Below are 21,117 nucleotides of genomic sequence, written 5' to 3'. Positions count from 1 at the left end.
AGAAGTTGGCCACTGTGGCCTAGCTCTACTTATGGCCCCTGTTAAAAATGGGGGGATTACCGGACAAGCTTCACAAAAACTGACAGATAAGAGGGTAAATGGTGCCCCGAGGGAAAGTACAGAGAAAAAGGTGAGTGATAGGAGAGAACCACATGTACTACCTACTGGGCCTAACAAATCGCCCCCGTAGCCAGCATCGCTGATACCCCTTTCATAAAAGAGTTGCGGTGGTGACTTGGTTCGGCTATTACCATGGAAGTGCCCGATCCACAGTAATCCGAGCTAAAGCCCTATGCGTTAAACTCTCCCGCTGAAGATCAGTATATAGGGGGCTTTGTTGAAACCAATCCGCCGATTTAACGTCTTGGTACACCCTTAAAATGTCCGGTTTGGATACTTCATGCCTCAAACATTATTGCCAAGCAAAAACCGCTATCGTCCGTTTTCGGCCAAAAGCGGACGTTGAGCTAGATTAAAAAGGGATTAATCATTGACCAACCCGATTAAAAATCGATATATTTCTACCATTGCGAGCGTGTCACGCTCCCATAGCCAGATAACCATCTTTCACGTGTAGATCGTCATAATTTATGACTAGGGAAAACCACAGGCAGAACTTTCTTAATGGAGGTGGAGCCTTCAAATCTGGCATCGATATACGCTGCCTTGAAAACATTCTCCAAATCCACCATTCGCTCATTTATATCGAGAAGAAAGGACTCTTTATCTGGATACATTGCAGACATCTTCATATCCTTCGCGCACAAATTTCTGCATGAAAGTTGAGAATTCCCCATAGGGATAGTGATCAGGGTCTCTCTTTAAAAACCAGAGGGACTTTGGACAATTAAGAAAGTGAATAAAATCTGTCTTTGTGAGCATCACTACTTATCATGAAGCACATTACCACGGGCATAAAGTATAAATTGATGCTTAGAAATCTATTAAAAAAAGGTGGCTCGCCAAGACCACCTTTGTGCAACGGAACCGGTTTTGATTCAGTTTCGCCGCCGCGCATGTGTGTGTGGCTGCATACAGCCATTAAACTGTCTGACGAAGCGCGTATGCCTAATATACCTCTTGGCTACGCTTCGCGTCCAGTTCTTTTCCAAAATCAAAGTCGTACCAATTAGTGAACCATCGCTGAGGCCTGCTATCACTATCGGTAAAAGTTATAATATCGCCTACAAGCGGGGGATCGGTGACTTCAAACATTTCAAGAGCTTTTCGCTTCCTATCATCGGGCACATACGGGCAAGAGATTATATCGAACAAAAGGAAAATCATCTCTGCATTTTTATGACAAGTTTCCGAACGCATTCGAATTCGGTCTAGAGCAGCATCAATAATGCGATCTCTCAACGTATTATACCGAACCTTATTCTTCATATAGAAAAGCGACACCGATATAGAAAAATAGTTTAAGGAGTTAATGGGCTCGGATTTACTTCCATTATCCATTGCTTTTATTCCGAGATAATTGCTGAGTACACTCTCCTCTAGCCAATAATCGCGACCAAGCTCTGACAGCGCGATAAGCAAATATAGGGTCTCTACTTGGGTTTGTTCAGAGGTTTCATTCTTTTTAAGAACAAAGCAAACATTATCAAATATTTGCTTATGCACAGACTGCACCTGTTCTTGCTCAACATGTCCTGTTTTAAGAAACAGAATAACGACCCGGAGTATTCGACATAGCCGTATGGTGGTATTCACTCGCGGCGATACAGAGTAGATAAAAAAGAGAAACTCTATGATGCCCTTGATAGCATTAATTAGCTTCGTCTGAGATCTAAGCTTCGGGCTGACTTTAAGATAGTTTGTAAATATCTTTTCGCACCGCCTCTCCACTATGGCAAGGCTGTAGTTCAGCATATCTTTATATTCTACGCCACATGTTTTGATGATTGTTTTAAAGCTTGTTATTAGAGCATTGGCATTTACGTGGACCGAACCCTTGGTTTGGACTTCTCCGCTATCGACCTCAATATCTTCCAAAGAAAATTTAATTCTGTCTTCAAGCAAGCGGGCTATTTGCTGCTTCGCCATTGTGATCTCGGTAATAATAGGCTTTTCATAGGTTATTGCCTTGGCCGTATTCAGGTATAGTTTGTATTTTTTAAGCGTGTGCTGAAGATCCTCAACAATTTGTTTTGCATCACTTTCATCATTAACAAAGATAAAATAATCATCAACATATCTGAAGATTTCATAGTCACGCCCATGTAAAAGGGCTTCATTCTTTGCGGCAAGCTTATGCGAGACATCTCTATCAATAGCCTGAAGTATTACTTCAGCGAAAATGCGCGAAAATTCAGGCCCAATAATTATGCCATGAGTTTCGCCATGATTCATATGATGCATTAATTTATCGAACCGATCTGGAAATGTCCCGCCATTGAGGTCAAGGGACGCTTTTTGTGCATCCTTTCCAATTACTGCCCAGCCTATTGAATGAGAGTAAATGCTGTCGAAACACTTAGAAATATCAAGCTTGAGTAGCTTATTATATTTTTTCTCAGCACGGTGATATCGATAGGATTCATAAAACTTATATATATTACTGTAATCTTTATAGACAAAAAATGACTTCAGGCTTTCATATTCTTGATCAGACTGCTCAACAATCTCTGGGTCAGTTGAGAGTCTATCGAAGTGGAGCTTATCTTGATGGTATCGAACTCTCGATATTCTAGATGGTGCTCGAATCGTAAAAGAGCTAAGGGACGTATAGTAGAGAATGGTCTCTTTACATCGGTCGTAAAAATCGACTACTAAAAGTTGGCTCTTAGGATGCGGAACACATAACTCTCTAAATTCTGTCTCTTTGTGCCTAACCTTATAATAAAAAGGTATCATAAACCGTTCTGGTTTTGGCTCTCTGTTCGCCTTAGATATTCCTTTGTCGTCAAGCTGGTATCGCACAAAATCTGTCAATTTTTCTCCGACATACCTCTGAACAGTCGTAATCCGGTTGGCATTGTCCGGCATCGCGAACAATAGCATTACGATTTTATCTAGTGCCTTACCTGCTTTCAGCCACACAATGGCGTTATCCTCGACAGCAATTCTATGACGCAATACAAACGAATAGAAGTGACGATTTGAAAACGAAATAGGTATCTCAAATGGCAATACATCTGATAACAAACAGCGCTCTTTTTTATAGGGGAAGCGTACTTGCTTAATAGACATGATTCCATACCTCCACTATTTTCGACAGATCCTTAGCGGAAAATTTATGATATTCTCTGGTTTTAAAACCGTTTTTGAACGACTGTTCGGAAAGCCTGTTTTGCAATCTGGGATTCGTTAAACCAGCTATTTTTTTAGATAGATATTTATCCAAACTTTGTAGATCATCTAGTTTTGTTAGCAATGAATTCGAAAAGAATATACCAGATACTACATTCTTTTTATTATTAACTAGACGTGTATTGCTAGTTAGAAAACGGACGCGCTTTTCTAATAAAGAACGCGCTTTCATTTCAGTCTTTTTAGGCTTATTCGCCTTCTTAGCATAAGCTGAAAAAGTCAAATCAATACGCTTCTTATATCGGTTTATCTTTTTGTCAGTCATTCTCAGCTCAAGGGAACCAGAACCAATCTGATATTTGTATCCAAGGTATTGAACAGAGGCGGTTGTACTTGGATCTGACTTAATAATCTGTGTTTTTTTCTTGTTTCTTGTTAATCCAAGTCTTTTAAATTCAGTGACTATCGAACGCCTAAAGGCCATTGTCCCTGTATTAGGTGACGGACAAAATATAATAATAATATCATCAACATAGCGGGCGTAATATAAGACGCCTGGATAGTCGCGAATAGTGCGATCAATATCACGCATATACAATTCAGCGAGATAAGCGCTTATGCCAATTCCTCTAGGCAATCCGACATCACTTCCAGTTATCGCGCTGTATTCAAATAGGATTCGTCGTATAATCTTTTTTGAGGACAATGTAAGAAGCGGATCATCCCTTAATTTTTTTAGTATATGTTTTCGAGGGATACTCTCATAGAAAGACGAAATGTCGGTTCTGAGGATATATTTTGGAAACCTATCTCCCAATAATTCACGTAGCTGGCATACGATCTGATGTCGATTTGCCTGTTTAACCTTATAGAGGCGACGAATATTATGCTGCACCTGTTTTAACGCAAAATATGTCGCCGCGTTATGTTCGGCAACATATACTTTTTTTGGCATTCCAACATCTACTTCCTTGATACCGAAAGAGAAGCCTTTCGAGTTTATTTGAGAGCTAACCTTGTTTATCTCTTCATTTAAAAGCTCTTCTTTCTTCCCTTTTAGGTTTTCAATATTGGCTATGGCCTCTGCTTTTTTTTCTTCATACTCCTCTTCAGAGAGTGTTGATTTCTTCTGCTTTAGCTTCCGTAGTTTATTTTTAGCCACTTGGATTTCTTTGCTTATTTTTTCAACATCCGGGAAAAATTCTCCTTCGAGATAATTGCCTTTTCGATTTTCAATATCAACGATCTTTAGAAAATTGGTGGCCGAGAAAGATTGATCAAGCATAATATCTGTTTTCCCCCATATTTTCGCTATTGTTATCGGAAATATTTCCACACACTCCAATAGAAGCTTCAAGTAATATCAAGGTGTGTTCCTCTGGCCTGACACTATCAATTTCGTTCTTATCGACCATCTCAAGCCTATTAAAAAAATTCGATTGTATTCACACGTGTTTTTTTCGATCAAACACGTGATTTGGCAGTTTTCTAAACAAACGTCCGCTTTAGGTCGATAGCAGACATCAGCCTTATAACCCTCCCCCCAATAGGTGGATGCCGCCAGTAGCTACACCTGACATTACCTTCTCGTCCTGGCCGCTGTCCACCAAAATGAGCGTGATCCGGAGTTGGACAGGTGGGCATAGCCCACCCTACGTACTGGGGATGATGACTGTGCCACTAACACTTAAAAGGAGCTTTATGACTGAGCAAAGAGCGCCTGTCAAACCCGGCTGGGTACTGATATCCCAACGCTGGCGAATTTTGTATTGGCTTTCATTCAGGGAATGCTCAACCCACAGGGCCTTGGGTCAGTCAGCTATGCGCCTGGGGGCCGCTATCGGCCCCATTTTGATGGCGTTAGTTGTGGTTGGTCTGTTTCAGGCTGGAGAGCGCTTCCGCAACTGAAAGTAGAGTGGCGTAGGGTGGGCTTTGCCCACCAAAAGGAGGGTGGTCCGGAGCTTTGCAGGTGGGCGGAGCCCACCCTACGTATTAACGATCTCTGGTGGTCCGACGATTGCTGCCTCGCTCTGAGGTGGTGCGGCCGCCGGATCGTTCCATTCGCTGGCGGTTGCTGCGTTGCAGGCTCTGGTTGCCGAAGTTGTTCGGGCTACGCTGCTGCCGTTGGGGGGTGCCCCGGGATTGATGGATTCGGTCGGAGCGGGCGTCGCGGCGTTTGGGCGATCCGATATCAACCGTGGAGCGTCGGCGCTCTGTAGTGCGCTCCGGAGTTCGGGTCTTGGTCCGGTCGGCTTTTGTCCGATCGGTGTTTGCCCGGTCGGAGCGGGTGGCGCGCTCCTGCCGGTCGGGTAGGGTGCGACGCTCCATGCGGGAGTGTTGATCCTGGTCCCGGCCGTGCTGGCGGTTGACACTCGGCTGTTTGCGGCCGGCGGCGTGGTCGGCGTGTGCGCGGCGGTTATCGGTGCTCGCTCTGGAGCGCTCCTTCATGCGGTGCTCAAGGCCCTGCGCACGGTTGCCTCCGCCACTGTGAATCCGGTGGCTGCGCTCCTGGCGGGCGGGTGTGGCGTACTGTTTGCGCACGGTGGCGCGGCGGTACTCCACGCCGCGGCGGTGCGTGGGGCTGTGGTGCCAGCGTTTGGCATCGCGGTAGCGGACCACGCTGCGGCCGGAGTGGAAGCGCGGGCGGTGGTGGCCGGAATGGATATCAACGACCACCACGTGGTGGTTGCTCCAGTGAAAGCTGCTGAAATAGAAGTGGCTGCTGATTCGGGTGCCGTGGCTCCAGAACACGCCGGCATGCCAGTATCCGTGGCTGGGGTGGTGCCAGCGCACCGGCTGGTAGTTGTGCCAGTACCAGGGGCCGTAGACCACGCGGGTGTCGTAGTAGGGGATGTAAATGACCTCAGAGACCCGGGGTTCGATGATGATGGTCTGTTTCTGGCGTACGACCTCCTGGTGCTCGGTCGTCCGGAGGTTGCCGGCCTCGTAGGCGCGCTGGCGCAGGTCCTGCACGGTGGCCAGAACGGCGGCCTCGTCATAGAGAAACGCCTCCCCCAGTGACTGGGTCCAGTCCAGGTCTTCGGCCATGCGCTCCAGCAGGTCCGGAAAGGCCACCAGGGCCTTGACGCTCGGATCCCAGTTCTTGTGATCCACCGCGTTGACGGCGTCGTCTCCCTCCCTGTGAGTGTTCTGGCTGGCCCAGCGTTCGGCCTGGACCACTTCCAGCGGGTAGGTGCTGGCGATCAGCAGGTGAGAGAGCACCGTGTCCGGATAGAGTGCGACGGGGGCCAGCATCTGGTTGAGCTCGGCCTGGCTCAGGTTGTCATCGGCCTGAGAGTGGGCCCCCAGTAGCAGGGTCAGGGTGGCCATAATGGCGATCAGTGTTTTCATGGGCGTATCTCCCCGGGATGGCGACCCATTATGGGCCTTTGATCCCGTTATACCCTCGGCCAGCTTAACCGAAGCTGAATACTGAGACCCGGTTGCCGGGCCCGGGTTCAGCTTGCGTGCGCGGAGCCGGTCGCCCCGCCCTTTTAGTATGAGTGTAGATGAATGGTTTTCGGGTTGAGCCTGAACAATTTGCGTGGAAGCGCTGTGGTTGAATGGTGTACAATCCGGGCCTGTTTTTTAACCCCGGCGGGCTGGGTATCGTGGCCTGTCGCCCTTCTCAGGATGTGTTCATGTTTGATAAATCTCAGACGATTGCCGATTTTGACCCCGAAATCTGGGCCTCCATCCAGAACGAAAGCCGTCGCCAGGAAGACCATATAGAGCTGATTGCCTCGGAGAACTACACCAGTCCGCTGGTGATGGCGGCTCAGGGCACAAAGCTGACCAACAAGTACGCCGAAGGTTATCCGGGCAAGCGCTATTATGGTGGCTGTGAGTATGTGGACCAGAGCGAAGATCTGGCCATTGACCGCGCCAAGCAGTTGTTTGGCGCCGATTACGCCAATGTTCAGCCCCACTCCGGCTCCCAGGCCAACTCAGCGGTCTATGCCGCGCTGTGCAAGCCGGGCGACACCATTCTGGGCATGAGCCTGGACGCCGGTGGTCACCTGACCCACGGCGCCAAGCCCAATTTTTCCGGCAAGATCTACAACGCCGTTCAGTACGGTCTGAACAATGAGACCGGCGAGCTGGACTATGACGAAGTGGCCCGCCTGGCGCGCGAGCACAAGCCGCGCATGATCGTGGCGGGTTTCTCGGCCTATTCCCAGATTGTGGATTGGCAGAAGTTTCGCGATATCGCTGACGAAGTGGGCGCTTACTTACTGGTTGACATGGCTCACGTGGCCGGTCTGGTGGCCGCTGGGGTTTACCCGAGCCCGGTCCAGATTGCCGATGTGACCACTTCGACCACCCACAAGACGCTGCGCGGCCCCCGGGGCGGCATCATTCTGGCCAAGGCCAACCCCGAGATCGAGAAGAAGCTCAATTCCGCGGTATTCCCGGGCGGGCAGGGCGGCCCCCTGATGCACGTTATCGCAGCCAAGGCCATCAGCTTCAAAGAGGCCATGAGCCCCGAGTACAAGACCTATCAGCAGCAGGTGGTGAAAAACGCCAAGGCCATGGCCACCACCTTTATTGAGCGGGGCATCAAGATTGTCTCCGGTGGCACCGAAAACCACCTGATGCTGGTGGACCTGATCGGCAAGGAATACACCGGTAAAGAGGCGGATGAAGCCCTGGGTCGCGCCAATATCACCGTGAACAAGAACGCCGTGCCCAACGATCCGCGTTCTCCCTTTATCACCTCCGGCCTGCGGGTGGGCACGCCCGCCATCACCACGCGTGGCTTTGGTGAGGAAGAGAGCCGGCAGCTGGCGCACTGGATGTGCGACATTCTGGAAGCGCTGCAGGACGGCAACGCCGATGCCGTGATCGAAGAAGTGAAAGGCAAGGTATTGGATGTTTGCGGCAAGTTTCCGGTTTATGGTGATTGATGGGGTGACGGCGGATGCGCTTACAGCTTATCCGCCCTACAGATAGCACGGTGCTTCACGTAGGGCGGATAAGCGTCAAGCGCATCCGCCACAAAGATCACCAAACTGTGCAAAAAGCGCGCAATCCGGCTTGCAACCCCCCGCCAAACTCCCTAGAATAGCCGCCCCTAACCGGCCCGAGCCATTTGGCTTGGGCCTCTCCTTGTCTCACCCGGCACCAAACAGGTACTGAGGGAGGCTTTAACCCGTAAGGAGCTACAATGCGTCATTACGAAATTGTTTTCATGGTCCATCCCGACCAGAGCGAACAAGTGCCCGGCATGATCGAGCGCTACACCGCCTCTGTTAAGAACAGCGGTGGCCAGGTTCACCGCCTGGAAGACTGGGGTCGCCGTCAAATGGCTTACTCCATCAACAAAATCCACAAGGCTCACTATGTACTCATGAACGTTGAGTGCACCGATGAAGCCCTGGAAGAGTTGACCACCAACTTCCGCTACAACGATGCGGTTCTGCGTAACCTCGTGCTGCGCGAAGACGAAGCCATCACCGAAGATTCTCCCATCCTCAAGGCGGACAAAGACGCCCGTGAGCGTACGGCCAAGCAGGCTCCGCGCCCCGCACGCCGTGAAGAGGGTGATGCCAAAGACTCCTCAGACGGCGAAAAGTCTGAGAAAGAGTCTGAAGCCAAGGCTGAAACCGAAACCGATAAGCAGGGGGAATAAGAGATGGCACGTTTTTTCCGTCGTCGTAAGTTCTGCCGTTTCACCGCCGAAGGCGTGAAGCGTATTGACTATAAAGATCTGGAAACCCTGAAGGCCTACATTACCGAAACCGGTAAGATTGTGCCCAGCCGCATTACCGGCACCAAGGCCAAGTACCAGCGTCAGCTGTCCACTGCCATCAAGCGTGCGCGCTACCTGGCACTGATTCCGTACACTGACAGCCACGAGTAACATCGGGGTACTGGTCCGTTTGAAGGAGTCCTGACGTGCGGGCGGTGGCTGAGTTTACGATGCGCGGCCGTCTCCAGGCGGCCATCGTTGCCCTGATCGGCAACTGGGTGCCGTTACTCACCCCCGCTGCCGTGGCTCTGGTCACGCTCCGAGCCGGTTGGCACAACGGTGTGTTGATCTCGCTCTGGGGTGTGCTGCCGGCGGTATTGATGCTGGGTTTCAGCCAGATCGACCCGCTGGTTCCCATTGTTGTGGTCAATGGAGTGGTGCTGACATTTCTGTTGGCACTGGTGCTGGGAAGTACCGGTTCCTGGGCCCGCAGCCTGATGGCGGCGGTCGCCCTGGCCACCCTGATGGCACTGGGGCAGTTGAGCTTCATGCCGGAGACGGTGGAGGTTGTAATCGACAACCTCGCGCGCATGACAGAACAAATGCAAACGGACGAGGCAGACAATGCGCTGGCCCCGTTGGGGAAAGCGTTTGCTGTGGGGCTTATAGCCTATGTTATCGCCTTCAGCAGCACCCTGGGTCTGATTGTTGGCCGCTGGTGGCAGGCACTGTTGTACAACCCCGGCGGTTTCGCCGAGGAGTTCCGGACGCTGAAGCTTTCGGCTCCGCAAGCGGTGGTCTGTATGGCCGCCGGGATTTACAGTCTGTTTCAGGGGCCGGATTACAGTATCTGGTCGGCGCTGTTCACTCTGCCATTGTTGTTCGCCGGTCTGGCGATTGTGCACAGAGTGGTCGCGCTAAAGAAATTGGGTGTTCAGTGGCTGGTGCTGTTTTACATCGCACTGTTTGTACTGGACCCCGTCAGCCAGCTGCTGGTGGTGCTGGCATTTTTGGATACATGGCTGGATGTTCGTGGGCGGGTACAACCCAAGGCCTAGAACGGTAGCCCCGCAGAGATTAAACAACTTAGAGGGTAAACGAGATGGACGTAATTCTTCTTGAGAAAGTCGGTAAATTGGGCACTATCGGTGACCAGGTTGCCGTAAAAGCCGGTTTCGGTCGCAACTTCCTGCTGCCCCAGGGCAAGGCCATCCCGGCCACCAAGGAAAACGTTGCCCAGTTTGAAGCGCGTCGCGCGGAGCTTGAAGCCGCCGCCGCCGAGAAACTGGCCGAAGCTGAAGCGCGCGCCGCCAAGCTGGCCGAAGTCAGTGTCACCATCGGCGCCAACGCCGGTGACGAAGGCAAGCTGTTCGGCTCCATTGGCACCCGCGATATCGCCGATGCGATCACCGCGGCTGGCGTGGAAGTGAGCAAGGCTGAAGTGAAGCTGCCCGAAGGCGCTATCCGCGAAGTGGGCGAGTTCGAAATCGACGTGCAGGTGCACGCCGAAGTGACTCAGACCATCAAGCTGAGCGTTGTCGCTGAGTAAGTAGCCTCACCGGCGTTAACCGGCCTCGCCCTCGCGCTGGGCCGGTGACAAGTTCGACGAATTCGGGCACTATCGATCCTTATGGGTACCTCGATAGTGCCCGTTTTTGTGTCTATGGAAGTCGTTAAAGCCGCTGAAGTCGTAAAGAGCCCCTATGCCTGAATTACCCCTGGACGAGCTGCCGGAAGAAACTTCTACCGGCCATATGCCGCCGCCCCACTCGGTCGAGGCCGAGCAGGCGGTGCTGGGCGGCCTGATGCTGGACAACCTGCGCCTGGAAGCGGTGCGGGAAGTGCTGACCGAGCGCGATTTTTTCCGGGACGATCACCGGCAGATCTTCCGCATGATGTGCCACCTCTCGGAAGAATCCGAGCCGCTGGATGTCATCACCCTGTCCGAGGAGCTGCACCGGCACGATGAGCTGGAGCGGGTCGGTGGCCTGGGCTACCTTACCGAACTGGCCGCCAACACCCCGAGCGCCGCCAACATCCTCGCCTACGCCAATATCGTGCGCGAGCGCTCCACCCTGCGCCAGCTCATCAGTGTGGCCCAGGAAATCAGCAAATCCGGTTACAACCCTCTGGGCCTGGATGCCGACGATCTGCTCCAGATTGCCGAGAAGCGGGTGGCGGAAATCGCCGAAGATCGCCCCAAGGAGGGCGGTCTGCTGGAGCTCAATTCGCTGCTCAAGGATACGGTTCAGCGCATTGATGAGCTGTTCCGCTCGGGCAGCGATCTGACCGGTGTCAGCTCGGGTCTGGAGGATCTGGACCAGCGCACCTCCGGCTGGCAGTCGGGCGAGCTGGTGATCCTGGCGGCGCGTCCCTCCATGGGCAAGACCGCTCTGGCGCTCAACTTTGTGGAAGCGTCCATCTTCTCCCAGACCCGTCCCACCCTGGTGTTCAGCATGGAAATGCCCTCGGCCTCGCTCGTGATGCGGATGATGTCCTCGGTGGGGCGCATCGATCAGGGCAAAATCCGCAACGGTAAGCTCACCGAAGAGGACTGGCCCAAGCTCTCGGCCGCGGTCAGCAAGCTCAAAGACAAGCCCCTGTTTATCGACGATACCCCGGGCCTGTCGCCCACCGAGCTGCGGGCGCGTGTGCGCCGCATCGCCCGCGAGCACGGCAACCCCGCCATGATCATGGTCGACTACCTGCAGTTGATGCAGCTGTCCGGCCCGACCGAGGGGCGCACCCAGGAGATCTCCGAGATCTCCCGCTCGCTCAAGGCCCTGGCCAAAGAGTTCGACTGCCCGGTCATCGCCCTGTCCCAGCTCAACCGGGGCGTGGAGCAGCGCCCCAACAAGCGGCCGATGAACTCGGATCTGCGTGAATCGGGCGCGATTGAGCAGGATGCCGACGTCATTTTGTTTATTTACCGGGATGACTACTACAATGAGGACAGCCCGGATAAAGGCGTTGCCGAGCTGATTCTGGGCAAGCAGCGTAACGGCGAGGTGGGCACCTGCCGGGCCGCATTCATCGGTAAATACACCCGCTTTGAGAATCTCGCGCCCGAGTACATGCAGGACAACTATTGATGGTGGCAACGACGACCTCAGGGGCGCGTTGCACAAAGATTGTACATATTTGGGGTGAGCGTGTATTATCCGGGCCCCATTTGGGGTAAAAAGGTAACACTGCGAGCCGAGAGCCAGCCCTGTCATGCATGTTTTTCACCAGATTCATTCGCTGCGCGAAGCGCTGGCCGAGGAGCGCCGGCAGGGCAAACGCATCGGTTTTGTGCCCACCATGGGCAATCTGCACTCGGCGCATCTGGCCCTGGTGGAGCGGGCGCGCGAAGAGTGCGACTGTGTGGTGACCAGCATTTTCGTCAACCCGCTGCAGTTCGGCCTGAACGAAGACTGGGACAAATACCCCCGGACGCTCGCGGCCGACACCGCCAAGCTGGAATCGGTCGACTGTGATTACCTGTTCTGCCCGGATGAGAAGGAAATCTACCCCAACGGCATGGCGGAACAGACCCGGGTGATCGTGCCCAGCATGACCGATGTGCTCTGTGGCGCCAGTCGCCCGGGCCACTTTGAAGGCGTCACCACGGTGGTGACCAAGCTGTTCAACATCGTTCAGCCGGATATGGCGGTATTTGGCGCCAAGGATTTCCAGCAGCTGGCGGTGATCCGGCGCATGGTCGAAGACCTGTGCCTGCCGGTGGAAATACGCGCCGGCGATATCGTGCGCGAACCCGACGGCCTGGCCCTCAGTTCGCGCAACAGTTTTATCGGTGATGATGAGCGCCCGGCGGTGTCCCAGTTATACCGGAGCCTGTGCTGGATCCGGGACGAAATCCAGGCGGGGCACCGTGACTTTCTGGGCCTGGCGAACCAGGCCGCCGAACAGATCCGCGAGGCGGGCTTCCGGGTCGATTACGTGAGCGTGTGCAACAGCCACACGCTGGAGCCCGCCGCGCACGATGACGCTGAAATCACCATCCTGGGGGCCATGTACACCCGGGGCGCGCGTCTGATTGACAATGTATCGCTAGTGTTGGACGCTTGACCCGGCACTGAACACTGGACCCCAGCACTGAACAACCGGGGGAAGCTTATGCTCTCTACCATGCTGAAAGGCAAATTACATATGGCCACCGTCACCCAGGCCGAGCTCTGGTACGACGGCTCCTGCGCCATCGACAGCGACCTGGTGAAACTGGCTGGGTTGCGTGAGTTTGAACAGATCGATATCTACGACGTCAACAACGGCGAGCGTTTCACCACCTATGTGATTCTGGCCGAGGCCGGCTCCGGCACCATCTCCATGAACGGCGCCGCCGCGCGCAAGGTGCAGGTGGGCGACCGGGTGATCATCGCCGCCTATGGCCAACTGACCGAGGCTGAGATGCTCAACCACAAGCCGCGCCTGGTCTATCTGGACCAGCAGAACAACGTCGAACGCACCTCCAATACCATCCCCACACAAGTCGCGTAATACCCCGACTGCTCTCTATTCAGTCTCCGGGACGGCTCTCGTCGTCCCGGAGGCGGCGCTGTTTAGCCAATTCCCCGAACTGCTGTTAAGCTTACTCAACAGAGTCAAGCGCACTGTCTTCATGTTTTCGTTATAAGAACCGGCAGAGACATCAGTAAGAGAGGAATCTTCATGTCAGAGCATCACATCCATCCCGTTCCCGAGGCGTTCAAAAAGCACGCCGCCATTGACGCTGACCGCTACCGGGCGCTCTACAAGCAGTCGGTGGAAGATCCGGACGCTTTCTGGGCCGAGCAGGCCGAGGCCTTTCTCACCTGGGACAAAAAGTGGGACAGCGTGTGCAAAAGCGATCTGCCCAAAGGGGAAGTGGCCTGGTTCTCGGGCGGCAAGCTCAATGTCAGTGCCAACTGTGTGGACCGCCACCTGGAGCAGCGCGCCGATCAGGTCGCCATTATCTGGGAGGGGGACGATCCCGCCGAAGATCAACTAATCACTTATCGGGAGTTGCACGAGGAAGTCTGTCGGCTGGCCAACCTGCTGCGCGAGCGCGGGGTGAAAAAGGGTGACCGGGTGTGCATCTACATGCCCATGATTCCCGAAGCGGCCTACGCCATGCTGGCCTGTGCCCGTGTGGGAGCGGTCCACTCGGTGGTCTTTGGCGGTTTCTCGCCGGGAGCGCTGAAGGACCGTATTCTGGATTCGGACTGCCGGCTGGTGATTACCGCCGACGAAGGCGTGCGCGGCGGCAAAAAAGTCCCGCTGAAAAAGAACACCGATCAGGCCCTGGCCGACTGCCCCGATGTGCACACCTGCCTGGTGGTCAAACGCACCGGCGGCGATATCGGCTGGCAGGAGGATCGCGACCTCTGGTACCGCGAGGCGGTCGAACAGCAGTCCACCGACTGCGAGCCGGAAACGATGGATGCCGAAGACCCGCTGTTCATCCTGTACACCTCCGGTTCAACCGGCAAACCCAAAGGGGTGCTGCATACCAGCGGTGGCTATCTGCTGCAGTGCGCCATGACCCACAAATACGTGTTTGATCACCAGGAAGGGGATATCTACTGGTGCACGGCCGATGTGGGCTGGGTCACTGGGCACAGCTACATTGTCTACGGTCCTCTGGCCAATGGCGCCACCACGGTCATGTTCGAGGGCGTACCCACCTATCCGGACGCTTCCCGCCACTGGCAGGTGGTGGACAAGCACAACGTCAATACCTACTACACCGCCCCCACCGCCATTCGCGCCCTGATGGGTGCCGGTGACGAGTGGGTGACCAAAACCTCCCGCCAGTCGCTCAAACTGTTGGGCACGGTGGGCGAGCCCATCAACCCCGAAGCCTGGGAATGGTATTACCGGGTGGTGGGCGACAGCCGCTGCCCGATCATGGACACCTGGTGGCAGACCGAGACCGGCGCCCACATGCTCACCCCGCTGCCCGGCGCCACCGACCTGAAACCCGGTTCCGCCACTCTGCCGTTTTTCGGGGTACAGCCGGTGTTGCTGGACAACGACGGCAACGAAATTGAAGGCGCCGGCTCCGGCAATCTGGCCATCAAGGCGCCCTGGCCCAGCCAGCTGCGCACTGTCTATGGCGATCATCAGCGCTGCATCAATACCTACTACAGCGCCTATCCCGGCTACTACTTCACCGGTGACGGGGCCCGTCGCGATGAGGACGGCTATTACTGGATTACCGGCCGGGTGGATGATGTGCTCAATGTCTCCGGTCACCGCATGGGCACGGCCGAAGTGGAGAGCGCGCTGGTGCTGCACCCCAAAGTGTCCGAAGCGGCCGTGGTGGGCTATCCCCACGACATCAAGGGTCAGGGTATTTACGCCTATGTGACCCTGATGAAGGGCGAAGAGCCGGATGAGGCGCTCAAGAAGGAGCTGGTCAATCTCTGTGTTCAGGAAATTGGCGCTATTGCCAAACCGGACGTCATCCAGTGGGCCCCGGGGCTGCCCAAAACCCGCTCGGGCAAGATCATGCGCCGGATTCTGCGCAAGATTGCCGCCGATGAGCTGGATAACCTGGGCGATACCTCCACGCTGGCCGACCCCTCCGTGGTGGATGATCTGATCGAAAACCGGGGTGCCTAAACACCCCATTGGTGAGAGAGAGGAAAACACAATGAAAAAATCATTGGCCTTGATGGCCGTATTACTGACGCCGGCTCTGGCTCAGGCCCAATCTTTGGAAAAAGTATGGGAAACCGAAGGGCTGCGCACACCCGAGTCCGTGCTCTACCACGAGGCGGACGGCGAGCGTTATCTACTTGTGTCTGAAATTGAGGGCGATGGCAATAAGGCCGATGGCAAGGGCGGCATTGCCAAGCTGTCGCTCGACGGCGAGATCATCGATCAGGACTGGGCGCGCGGTATGAACGCCCCCAAGGGCATGGCCGTGCTGCGCAACACCCTCTACGTGGCGGACCTGACCGAAGTGCTGGCGGTCAGCCTCAAAACCGGGGACATCCAGGCGCGGATTCCGGTCCCCGATTCGGTATTCCTGAACGACATCACCATCGATGATTCCGGCATTGTGTATGTATCGGACACCCGGACCAACAAGGTCCATCGCATCGAGAATGGGTCCGAACTGTTTCTGGAAGACATTGAAAGCCCCAACGGCCTCAAGGCGATCGGTGAGCACCTCTACATCGGTGCGGGCACCCGGCTGATGAAGGCGGACGCCGAGGGCAACCTCGAGGTGGTGGCCGAAGGCTTTGCCGAGGGCATCGATGGCGTTGAAAAAGTGGGTGAGAATGAGTTCATCATCACCTGCTGGCCGGGTCTGGTCTACCACGTGCAGGACGGTGAACTCACCGAGCTGATGGATACCCGCGACCCGCAGATGAACACCGCCGATCTGGGCTGGAACCCGCAAGACGGCATGATCTACATTCCCACCTTCTTCACCGACTCGGTGATCGCCTACGAGTTGGGCGACTAGTTGTCTTGAGCGCCTCGCCGGCCGGCTTTGCTGTCGGTCGGCCGGGCGCGCCCGATGCCATGACTGTGAACCTCTTTGACAGCCACTGCCATTTCGATTTCGAGGCGTTTGACTCCGATCGATCTCAGGTCTGGGAGCACTGCCGTGCGCAGGGCCTGACGCGCCTGCTGGTCCCGGGTGTGTCGCCCTCCCAGTGGCCCCGCGCCCAAGCCCTGAGCGAACAGATGCCGGGGCTCTGCTGGGCGGCCGGGCTGCACCCCTGGTGGCTTGGCGAGCTGGACGGCATCGACTGGGAAGCGCCGCTGCGCGAGACGCTGACGCAGCCGGGCTGCGTGGCTCTGGGTGAGTGCGGTCTGGACAAGTTGATCGATACCCCCCTGGACGATCAGGAGTCGCTGCTGGAGCGCCAGCTCGAACTCGCGCAGTCGCTGGACCTGCCGGTGATCCTGCACTGCGTCAAAGCCGACAACGAGCTGATCCGCCTGCTGAAGCGGCATTCACTGCCGCGTGGCGGTGTGGTGCACGGGTTCAGTGGCAGCCGCCAGATGGCGGAAACCTACTGGGGCATGGGATTCTATCTGGGCATCGGGGGCACCATCACCTACGAGCGCGCCCGCAAGACGCGCGAGGCGGCGCAAACTCTGCCGCTGGAAGCGCTGCTGCTGGAAACCGACGCTCCGGACATGCCGCTTCAGGGACATCAGGGGGAGCGCAACAGCCCGGAGTATCTGGTGGAAGTGGCCCAGACGCTGGCGACCTTACGGGCAACGTCGTTGGAGGCGGTTGCGCGGCAAACGACCGGGAATGCCAGGCGTCTGTTTCAGGTCTGATCCTGCAGGTACCGGTCCACGGCTTTGGCGGCCGCCACAAAGCCGAAGGTGCCGGTGACCATCACCAGCGAGCCCAATCCGCCTCCGCAGTCCAGCTTCACGCCACTGTCGGGGTCCCGCCCGGCCTTCTGGCCCTGGCAGACCAGGCCATCGCCCTGGGGGAAGGTCATCTGCTCATTGGAGAAGATCGCATCGACCCGAAAGCGTCGCTTGGCGTCCTTGCGAAACCGGTAGTGCCGGTAGAGCAGGTTGCGCACCTTGCGCAGCATGGGGTCGTAGGCGGTGACCGCCAGATCGGCGCTGGTGATTTTCTGCGGGTCGCGCTTGCCGCCGGAGGAGCCCACCGTGACCAGGCGCATCTTCTGCCGGCTGCAGTAGGCCACCAGATGCGCCTTGATGTTGGCCGAATCGATGGCATCGATGACCACGTGATGCTGGGGGCCAATCAGGGACTCGGTGTTGTCCTTGGTCAGAAAGGCCTCCCGGGTGTGAACTTTCAACTCCGGGTTGATGGCCTGCAACCGGTCGGTGATCACCTGGTTCTTGGAGGCCCCGATGTGCCCCTCCATTGCGTGCAACTGGCGATTGGTGTTGGTGACACAGACGCCGTCGAGCTCGATCAGGGTCAGCTCGCCCACGCCGGTGCGGGCCAGCGCTTCCGCGGCCCAGCTGCCCACGCCGCCCAGGCCGACGACGACCATGTGAGCCTGCGCCAGCGCCTCAAGGCCGGCCTGGCCGTAGAGCCGGGCCAGGGCGCCAAAGCGCTCCTGGTAGCCAGGGGTTAGTGCGATTGGGGCAGTCGACATCATGGGCGGAATACAACCTGGTGCAGAGAATGGAGCGCCATTGTAAAAGATTTGGCGCCGACTGCCTAAGTCCCTGGCGATAGGATCAAAGTCTCATAACTGGTAATCTGCCGTATTAGGTCTATTTATTCAGGAGTTTGAATGACGCCTTTGTTACCGCCCCGCATTGAAAATGACGCTGGCGAACCCCGACGGGTGGGAATCGAACTGGAAATGAACGGCCTGACGCTCGATCAACTGGCCCGATGCGTGGCCGATGAGCTCGACCTGGACATTGAAGACCGGGGTCGGTACGAGCGTGTTTTGACCGGCGACCCGGCGGGCGACTGGGGCGTTGAACTGGATTTCGACCTGCTCAAACGCCTGGGCCGGGAGGAGCGCGACAAGGGCACATTGAGCGGGGATCTGGGGGATTCGGCCGAAGACATGCTCAAGTGGCTGGCCGAGACGGTCGTGCCCCTGGAGCTGGTCAGCCCGCCGCTGCCCATGAATCGTCTGGCCCAGGCTGAGGACCTGATTGACCGCATCCGATCGGCGGGTGCCAAGGGCACCTCCGACCGCTGGATCAACGCCTTCGGAATGCAGTTCAACCCGGAGGTGCCCAGTGAGGAAGCTGACAGCATTACCGCCTACCTCAAGGCGTTTGTCTGCCTCTACGATTGGCTATTGGCCCGCGCCAATATTGACTTCTCCCGCCAGGTGACGCCCTATATCGATGCCTACCCCAACCGCTACAACGCGCTTCTGGTGGCCGACGATTACTGGCCGACGCAGGATCAACTGATTGATGACTATCTGAAAGACAACCCGACCCGCAATCGGGCCCTGGATATGTTGCCGCTGTTTGCCCACCTGGATCGCGAGCGCGTGCGTGAGAAGGTGGACGATACGCTGGTGAAGGCGCGCCCGACCTTCCACTATCGCCTGCCCAACTGCGAAATCCATCGGCCCGACTGGGGCCTGTCCCTGGCGTGGAACGACTGGGTTCAGGTGGAGCGCCTGGCCGCCGACCCCTCGCGCCTGGAGGCCTGCTGTCGGGCCTACCAGAAGTTTCTGTCGAACCCGCTCGAGCGCTGGTTCGGTGACTGGCAAAAACAGGTGGAGGCGAAATGGATCGACCGGTAATCGCCGTTACCGGACCCCAGAGGGGGGCCTGGGGGCCCAGAACCTGCGTCGCGATCGCGCTGCGCCTTTACGGCGCCCGACCGGTTCAGGTGCGGCCAAAACAGACGGAGGAACTGCCGGAGTTTGATGGCGTTGTGATCACCGGCGGCCACGATATCCACCCGGTGCTCTACGGGGCCGAACCGGAAGTGCACCCGAATTATGACCCGCAGCGCGATACGCTCGAAAAACGGGTGATCCGGATGGCCCTGGATCGCCGGTTACCCCTGTTGGGCATCTGTCGCGGGGCCCAGCTACTCAACGTCTGTCTGGGCGGGACCCTGTTTCAGGATCTGAACGTTCATCGCAATAAAACCTCAAAGCGACGCACGGTTCTGCCACTGAAGACGTTGCAAGTCGAGCCCGACACCCGGCTCTCGGAGTTGCTCGGTGGGCCCGAGCGCCGCATCAACAGTCTGCACAACCAGGCCATTGACCGGTTGGGCTCCGGATTGCGCATCAGCGGTTATGACCAGGATGCCATCATCCAGGCCGTGGAGTTGCCAGAGAGCACCTTTACCATCGGTGTTCAGTGGCACCCGGAGTTTCTGCTGCTGAGCGCTCGTCAGCGCCAACTGTTCCGCGCTCTGGTTGAGGCCGCACGGCGCTGAACCAACCATGGTATCGCCCTGAATGACCCCGTATAATCGCGGTTTTGGCCGCCCGGGGAGAATCCATGGTTGACCGCACACGCTGCTGCGCAATGACGGCCCTCGGGGTGGTGGCATGAGCCAGCGCCCCGGCGAAACCGATGATTATCTGAGCCTGTTTCTGAACGAGACGCCCATGATCGACACCCGGGCGCCAGTCGAGTTTGCCAAGGGCGCCTTTCCGGGCGCGGTGAATCTGCCACTCATGACCGATGAGGAGCGGGCGGAGGTCGGCACCTGCTACAAGCAACAGGGGCAGGAGGCGGCGATCGAACTGGGCCACCGCCTGGTGCAGGGGGAGGTCAAAGCGGCCCGCGTTCAGGCCTGGCTGGATTTCGCCCGGGACCATCCGGACGGTTACCTCTACTGTTTTCGCGGCGGCTTGCGCTCGCAGATCTGCCAGCAGTGGCTGCACGAGGCCGGCTGTGATTACCCGCGTGTTGTCGGTGGTTACAAGGCCATGCGCGGCTTTCTGATCGACCAGCTCACCACTTTGTGCGAGCAGCATCCACTGCTGATTCTCGCCGGGCAGACCGGGGCGGCCAAAACCGAGCTGCTCAATGACCTGCCTCACAGCGTTGACCTGGAGGGCCGGGCCAATCATCGGGGCAGCTCCTTCGGGCGCCGCGTGGACGGGCAGCCCTCGCAGATTGATTTTGAAAATCGCGTGGCGATCGATCTGCTGCGCTGCCACCATCGCGACCAGGCCCGCCCCATCCTGCTTGAAGATGAGAGCCATCTCATCGGTCGCTGCGTGCTCCCCACCCCGCTCAAAGACGCCATGGCGCGCGCGCCCGTGGTGGTGCTGGACGTGGACATGGAGGCACGGGTCGAGCACTCCTTTACCAATTACATCCTGCGCAAGCAGACCGAGTGGGAAGAGCATGTGGGGCAGGACGAGGGGTTTGAGCCCTTTGCAGAGGATCTGCGCGCCTCGCTCGGGCGGATTCGCAAACGCCTGGGTGGCTTGCGCTACTCTCAGTTGAGCGAGTTGCTTGAGCAGGCGCTGAGCGCGCACCGGCAGGGCGATCCGCACCTGCACCGTCTCTGGATCCGGGCGCTGCTGGAGGAGTACTACGACCCCATGTACGATTATCAGCTCAGTAAAAAAGCTGATCGTATTGTGTTCCGAGGGTCGACCCAGGAAGTGCGGGAGTATCTGACCGACGCCCATCCGCAATAGCGCCCAACGTTCCGACGACCCGCCGGGTGAGGCCGTCAGGGCGCCGGGACTTTCGCCCACGATATAGACCCTGCCCGG

General features: G+C 56.5%; 19 protein-coding genes. 14 read left to right on the top strand and 5 right to left on the bottom strand.

Annotation, left to right across the window (positions count from 1 at the left end; genetic code table 11):
- Nucleotides 1–581: 581 nt before the first annotated feature.
- The 4 genes from AAE484_RS16545 to AAE484_RS16530 all read right to left on the bottom strand — a co-directional run bounded on the left by AAE484_RS16545 (nucleotide 582) and on the right by AAE484_RS16530 (nucleotide 6,606).
- Nucleotides 582–746: a DUF2779 domain-containing protein gene (locus tag AAE484_RS16545; RefSeq protein WP_341939541.1), complete on the bottom strand. Its 165-nt coding sequence runs from the start codon at nucleotides 744–746 to the stop codon at nucleotides 582–584.
- Nucleotides 747–1,068: 322 nt separating this feature from the next.
- The gene (gene drt3b / locus AAE484_RS16540; protein ID WP_341939540.1) at nucleotides 1,069–3,195 is read right to left on the bottom strand and encodes an antiviral reverse transcriptase Drt3b; all 2,127 of its coding nucleotides are present in this window, start codon (nucleotides 3,193–3,195) and stop codon (nucleotides 1,069–1,071) included.
- Entirely contained in the window at nucleotides 3,185–4,540 is a 1,356-nt protein-coding gene (drt3a, locus tag AAE484_RS16535) for an antiviral reverse transcriptase Drt3a (RefSeq protein WP_341939539.1), read from the bottom strand. The genes drt3b and drt3a overlap by 11 nt, the downstream gene beginning before the upstream one ends.
- A 707-nt stretch (nucleotides 4,541–5,247) precedes the next feature.
- Entirely contained in the window at nucleotides 5,248–6,606 is a 1,359-nt protein-coding gene (locus AAE484_RS16530; protein ID WP_341939538.1) for a DUF3300 domain-containing protein, read from the bottom strand.
- Between the two features lie 290 nt (nucleotides 6,607–6,896).
- On the opposite strand from AAE484_RS16530, the gene glyA reads away from it, so the two are divergent.
- The 11 genes from glyA to AAE484_RS16475 all read left to right on the top strand — a co-directional run bounded on the left by glyA (nucleotide 6,897) and on the right by AAE484_RS16475 (nucleotide 17,236).
- Nucleotides 6,897–8,162 (top strand): serine hydroxymethyltransferase, encoded by a 1,266-nt coding sequence (glyA, locus tag AAE484_RS16525; RefSeq protein WP_341939537.1) that lies wholly within the window; start codon nucleotides 6,897–6,899, stop codon nucleotides 8,160–8,162.
- A gap of 260 nt (nucleotides 8,163–8,422) precedes the next feature.
- Nucleotides 8,423–8,887 carry a 30S ribosomal protein S6 gene (gene rpsF / locus AAE484_RS16520; RefSeq protein WP_341939536.1) on the top strand — a complete coding sequence of 155 codons (465 nt, stop codon included), beginning with the start codon at nucleotides 8,423–8,425 and terminating at the stop codon, nucleotides 8,885–8,887.
- A gap of 3 nt (nucleotides 8,888–8,890) precedes the next feature.
- Nucleotides 8,891–9,118 (top strand): 30S ribosomal protein S18, encoded by a 228-nt coding sequence (gene rpsR / locus AAE484_RS16515; protein ID WP_341939535.1) that lies wholly within the window; start codon nucleotides 8,891–8,893, stop codon nucleotides 9,116–9,118.
- 44 nt (nucleotides 9,119–9,162) lie between these two features.
- On the top strand, nucleotides 9,163–10,005 hold the full coding sequence (locus tag AAE484_RS16510) for a hypothetical protein (protein WP_341939534.1): 843 nt from the start codon (nucleotides 9,163–9,165) through the stop codon (nucleotides 10,003–10,005).
- 44 nt (nucleotides 10,006–10,049) lie between these two features.
- On the top strand, nucleotides 10,050–10,496 hold the full coding sequence (gene rplI, locus AAE484_RS16505) for a 50S ribosomal protein L9 (RefSeq protein ID WP_341939533.1): 447 nt from the start codon (nucleotides 10,050–10,052) through the stop codon (nucleotides 10,494–10,496).
- A 154-nt stretch (nucleotides 10,497–10,650) separates the two neighbouring features.
- On the top strand, nucleotides 10,651–12,039 hold the full coding sequence (gene dnaB / locus AAE484_RS16500) for a replicative DNA helicase (protein WP_341939532.1): 1,389 nt from the start codon (nucleotides 10,651–10,653) through the stop codon (nucleotides 12,037–12,039).
- Between the two features lie 124 nt (nucleotides 12,040–12,163).
- Nucleotides 12,164–13,018, top strand: a complete 855-nt coding sequence (gene panC, locus AAE484_RS16495; RefSeq protein WP_341939531.1) for a pantoate--beta-alanine ligase — start codon at nucleotides 12,164–12,166, stop codon at nucleotides 13,016–13,018.
- A gap of 48 nt (nucleotides 13,019–13,066) precedes the next feature.
- Complete coding sequence (gene panD, locus AAE484_RS16490) at nucleotides 13,067–13,447, top strand: aspartate 1-decarboxylase (RefSeq protein ID WP_341939530.1); 381 nt, start codon at nucleotides 13,067–13,069, stop codon at nucleotides 13,445–13,447.
- Between the two features lie 171 nt (nucleotides 13,448–13,618).
- Complete coding sequence (gene acs, locus AAE484_RS16485; RefSeq protein ID WP_341939529.1) at nucleotides 13,619–15,553, top strand: acetate--CoA ligase; 1,935 nt, start codon at nucleotides 13,619–13,621, stop codon at nucleotides 15,551–15,553.
- A gap of 31 nt (nucleotides 15,554–15,584) precedes the next feature.
- Entirely contained in the window at nucleotides 15,585–16,406 is an 822-nt protein-coding gene (locus tag AAE484_RS16480) for an SMP-30/gluconolactonase/LRE family protein (protein WP_341939528.1), read from the top strand.
- Nucleotides 16,407–16,411: 5 nt separating this feature from the next.
- A complete protein-coding gene (locus AAE484_RS16475; protein ID WP_341939527.1) occupies nucleotides 16,412–17,236 on the top strand; it encodes a TatD family hydrolase in 825 nt (274 codons plus the stop codon).
- Here AAE484_RS16475 and AAE484_RS16470 read toward each other — a convergent pair.
- Nucleotides 17,227–18,027 (bottom strand): tRNA threonylcarbamoyladenosine dehydratase, encoded by an 801-nt coding sequence (locus AAE484_RS16470; RefSeq protein WP_341939542.1) that lies wholly within the window; start codon nucleotides 18,025–18,027, stop codon nucleotides 17,227–17,229. The genes AAE484_RS16475 and AAE484_RS16470 overlap by 10 nt on opposite strands.
- 156 nt (nucleotides 18,028–18,183) lie before the next feature.
- Here AAE484_RS16470 and AAE484_RS16465 point away from each other — a divergent pair, with 156 nt between their 5' ends.
- The 3 genes from AAE484_RS16465 (at nucleotide 18,184) to mnmH (ending at nucleotide 21,039) form a co-directional block, all read left to right on the top strand.
- Entirely contained in the window at nucleotides 18,184–19,167 is a 984-nt protein-coding gene (locus tag AAE484_RS16465) for an amidoligase family protein (protein WP_341939526.1), read from the top strand.
- Nucleotides 19,152–19,817, top strand: a complete 666-nt coding sequence (locus tag AAE484_RS16460; RefSeq protein WP_341939525.1) for a gamma-glutamyl-gamma-aminobutyrate hydrolase family protein — start codon at nucleotides 19,152–19,154, stop codon at nucleotides 19,815–19,817. Before AAE484_RS16465 ends, AAE484_RS16460 begins: the two co-directional genes overlap by 16 nt.
- Before the next feature lie 115 nt (nucleotides 19,818–19,932).
- A complete protein-coding gene (mnmH, locus tag AAE484_RS16455; RefSeq protein WP_341939524.1) occupies nucleotides 19,933–21,039 on the top strand; it encodes a tRNA 2-selenouridine(34) synthase MnmH in 1,107 nt (368 codons plus the stop codon).
- The last annotated feature ends 78 nt before the right edge of the window (nucleotides 21,040–21,117 follow it).

Origin of the sequence: Marinimicrobium sp. C2-29 (genome assembly GCF_038419845.1) — a bacterium.
GTDB lineage: Bacteria > Pseudomonadota > Gammaproteobacteria > Pseudomonadales > Cellvibrionaceae > Marinimicrobium.
This window is presented reverse-complemented; position numbering and strand designations above follow the sequence as displayed.

Bases quoted from the DNA above. Each gene is read 5' to 3' on its own strand.
- AAE484_RS16545 (WP_341939541.1), bottom strand. From the start codon at position 746: ATGTCTGCAATGTATCCAGATAAAGAGTCCTTTCTTCTCGATATAAAT.
- drt3b (WP_341939540.1), bottom strand. From the start codon at position 3,195: ATGTCTATTAAGCAAGTACGCTTCCCCTATAAAAAAGAGCGCTGTTTG.
- drt3a (WP_341939539.1), bottom strand. From the start codon at position 4,540: ATGCTTGATCAATCTTTCTCGGCCACCAATTTTCTAAAGATCGTTGAT.
- AAE484_RS16530 (WP_341939538.1), bottom strand. From the start codon at position 6,606: ATGAAAACACTGATCGCCATTATGGCCACCCTGACCCTGCTACTGGGG.
- glyA (WP_341939537.1), top strand. From the start codon at position 6,897: ATGTTTGATAAATCTCAGACGATTGCCGATTTTGACCCCGAAATCTGG.
- rpsF (WP_341939536.1), top strand. From the start codon at position 8,423: ATGCGTCATTACGAAATTGTTTTCATGGTCCATCCCGACCAGAGCGAA.
- rpsR (WP_341939535.1), top strand. From the start codon at position 8,891: ATGGCACGTTTTTTCCGTCGTCGTAAGTTCTGCCGTTTCACCGCCGAA.
- rplI (WP_341939533.1), top strand. From the start codon at position 10,050: ATGGACGTAATTCTTCTTGAGAAAGTCGGTAAATTGGGCACTATCGGT.
- dnaB (WP_341939532.1), top strand. From the start codon at position 10,651: ATGCCTGAATTACCCCTGGACGAGCTGCCGGAAGAAACTTCTACCGGC.
- panC (WP_341939531.1), top strand. From the start codon at position 12,164: ATGCATGTTTTTCACCAGATTCATTCGCTGCGCGAAGCGCTGGCCGAG.
- panD (WP_341939530.1), top strand. From the start codon at position 13,067: ATGCTCTCTACCATGCTGAAAGGCAAATTACATATGGCCACCGTCACC.
- acs (WP_341939529.1), top strand. From the start codon at position 13,619: ATGTCAGAGCATCACATCCATCCCGTTCCCGAGGCGTTCAAAAAGCAC.
- AAE484_RS16480 (WP_341939528.1), top strand. From the start codon at position 15,585: ATGAAAAAATCATTGGCCTTGATGGCCGTATTACTGACGCCGGCTCTG.
- AAE484_RS16465 (WP_341939526.1), top strand. From the start codon at position 18,184: ATGACGCCTTTGTTACCGCCCCGCATTGAAAATGACGCTGGCGAACCC.
- AAE484_RS16460 (WP_341939525.1), top strand. From the start codon at position 19,152: ATGGATCGACCGGTAATCGCCGTTACCGGACCCCAGAGGGGGGCCTGG.
- mnmH (WP_341939524.1), top strand. From the start codon at position 19,933: ATGAGCCAGCGCCCCGGCGAAACCGATGATTATCTGAGCCTGTTTCTG.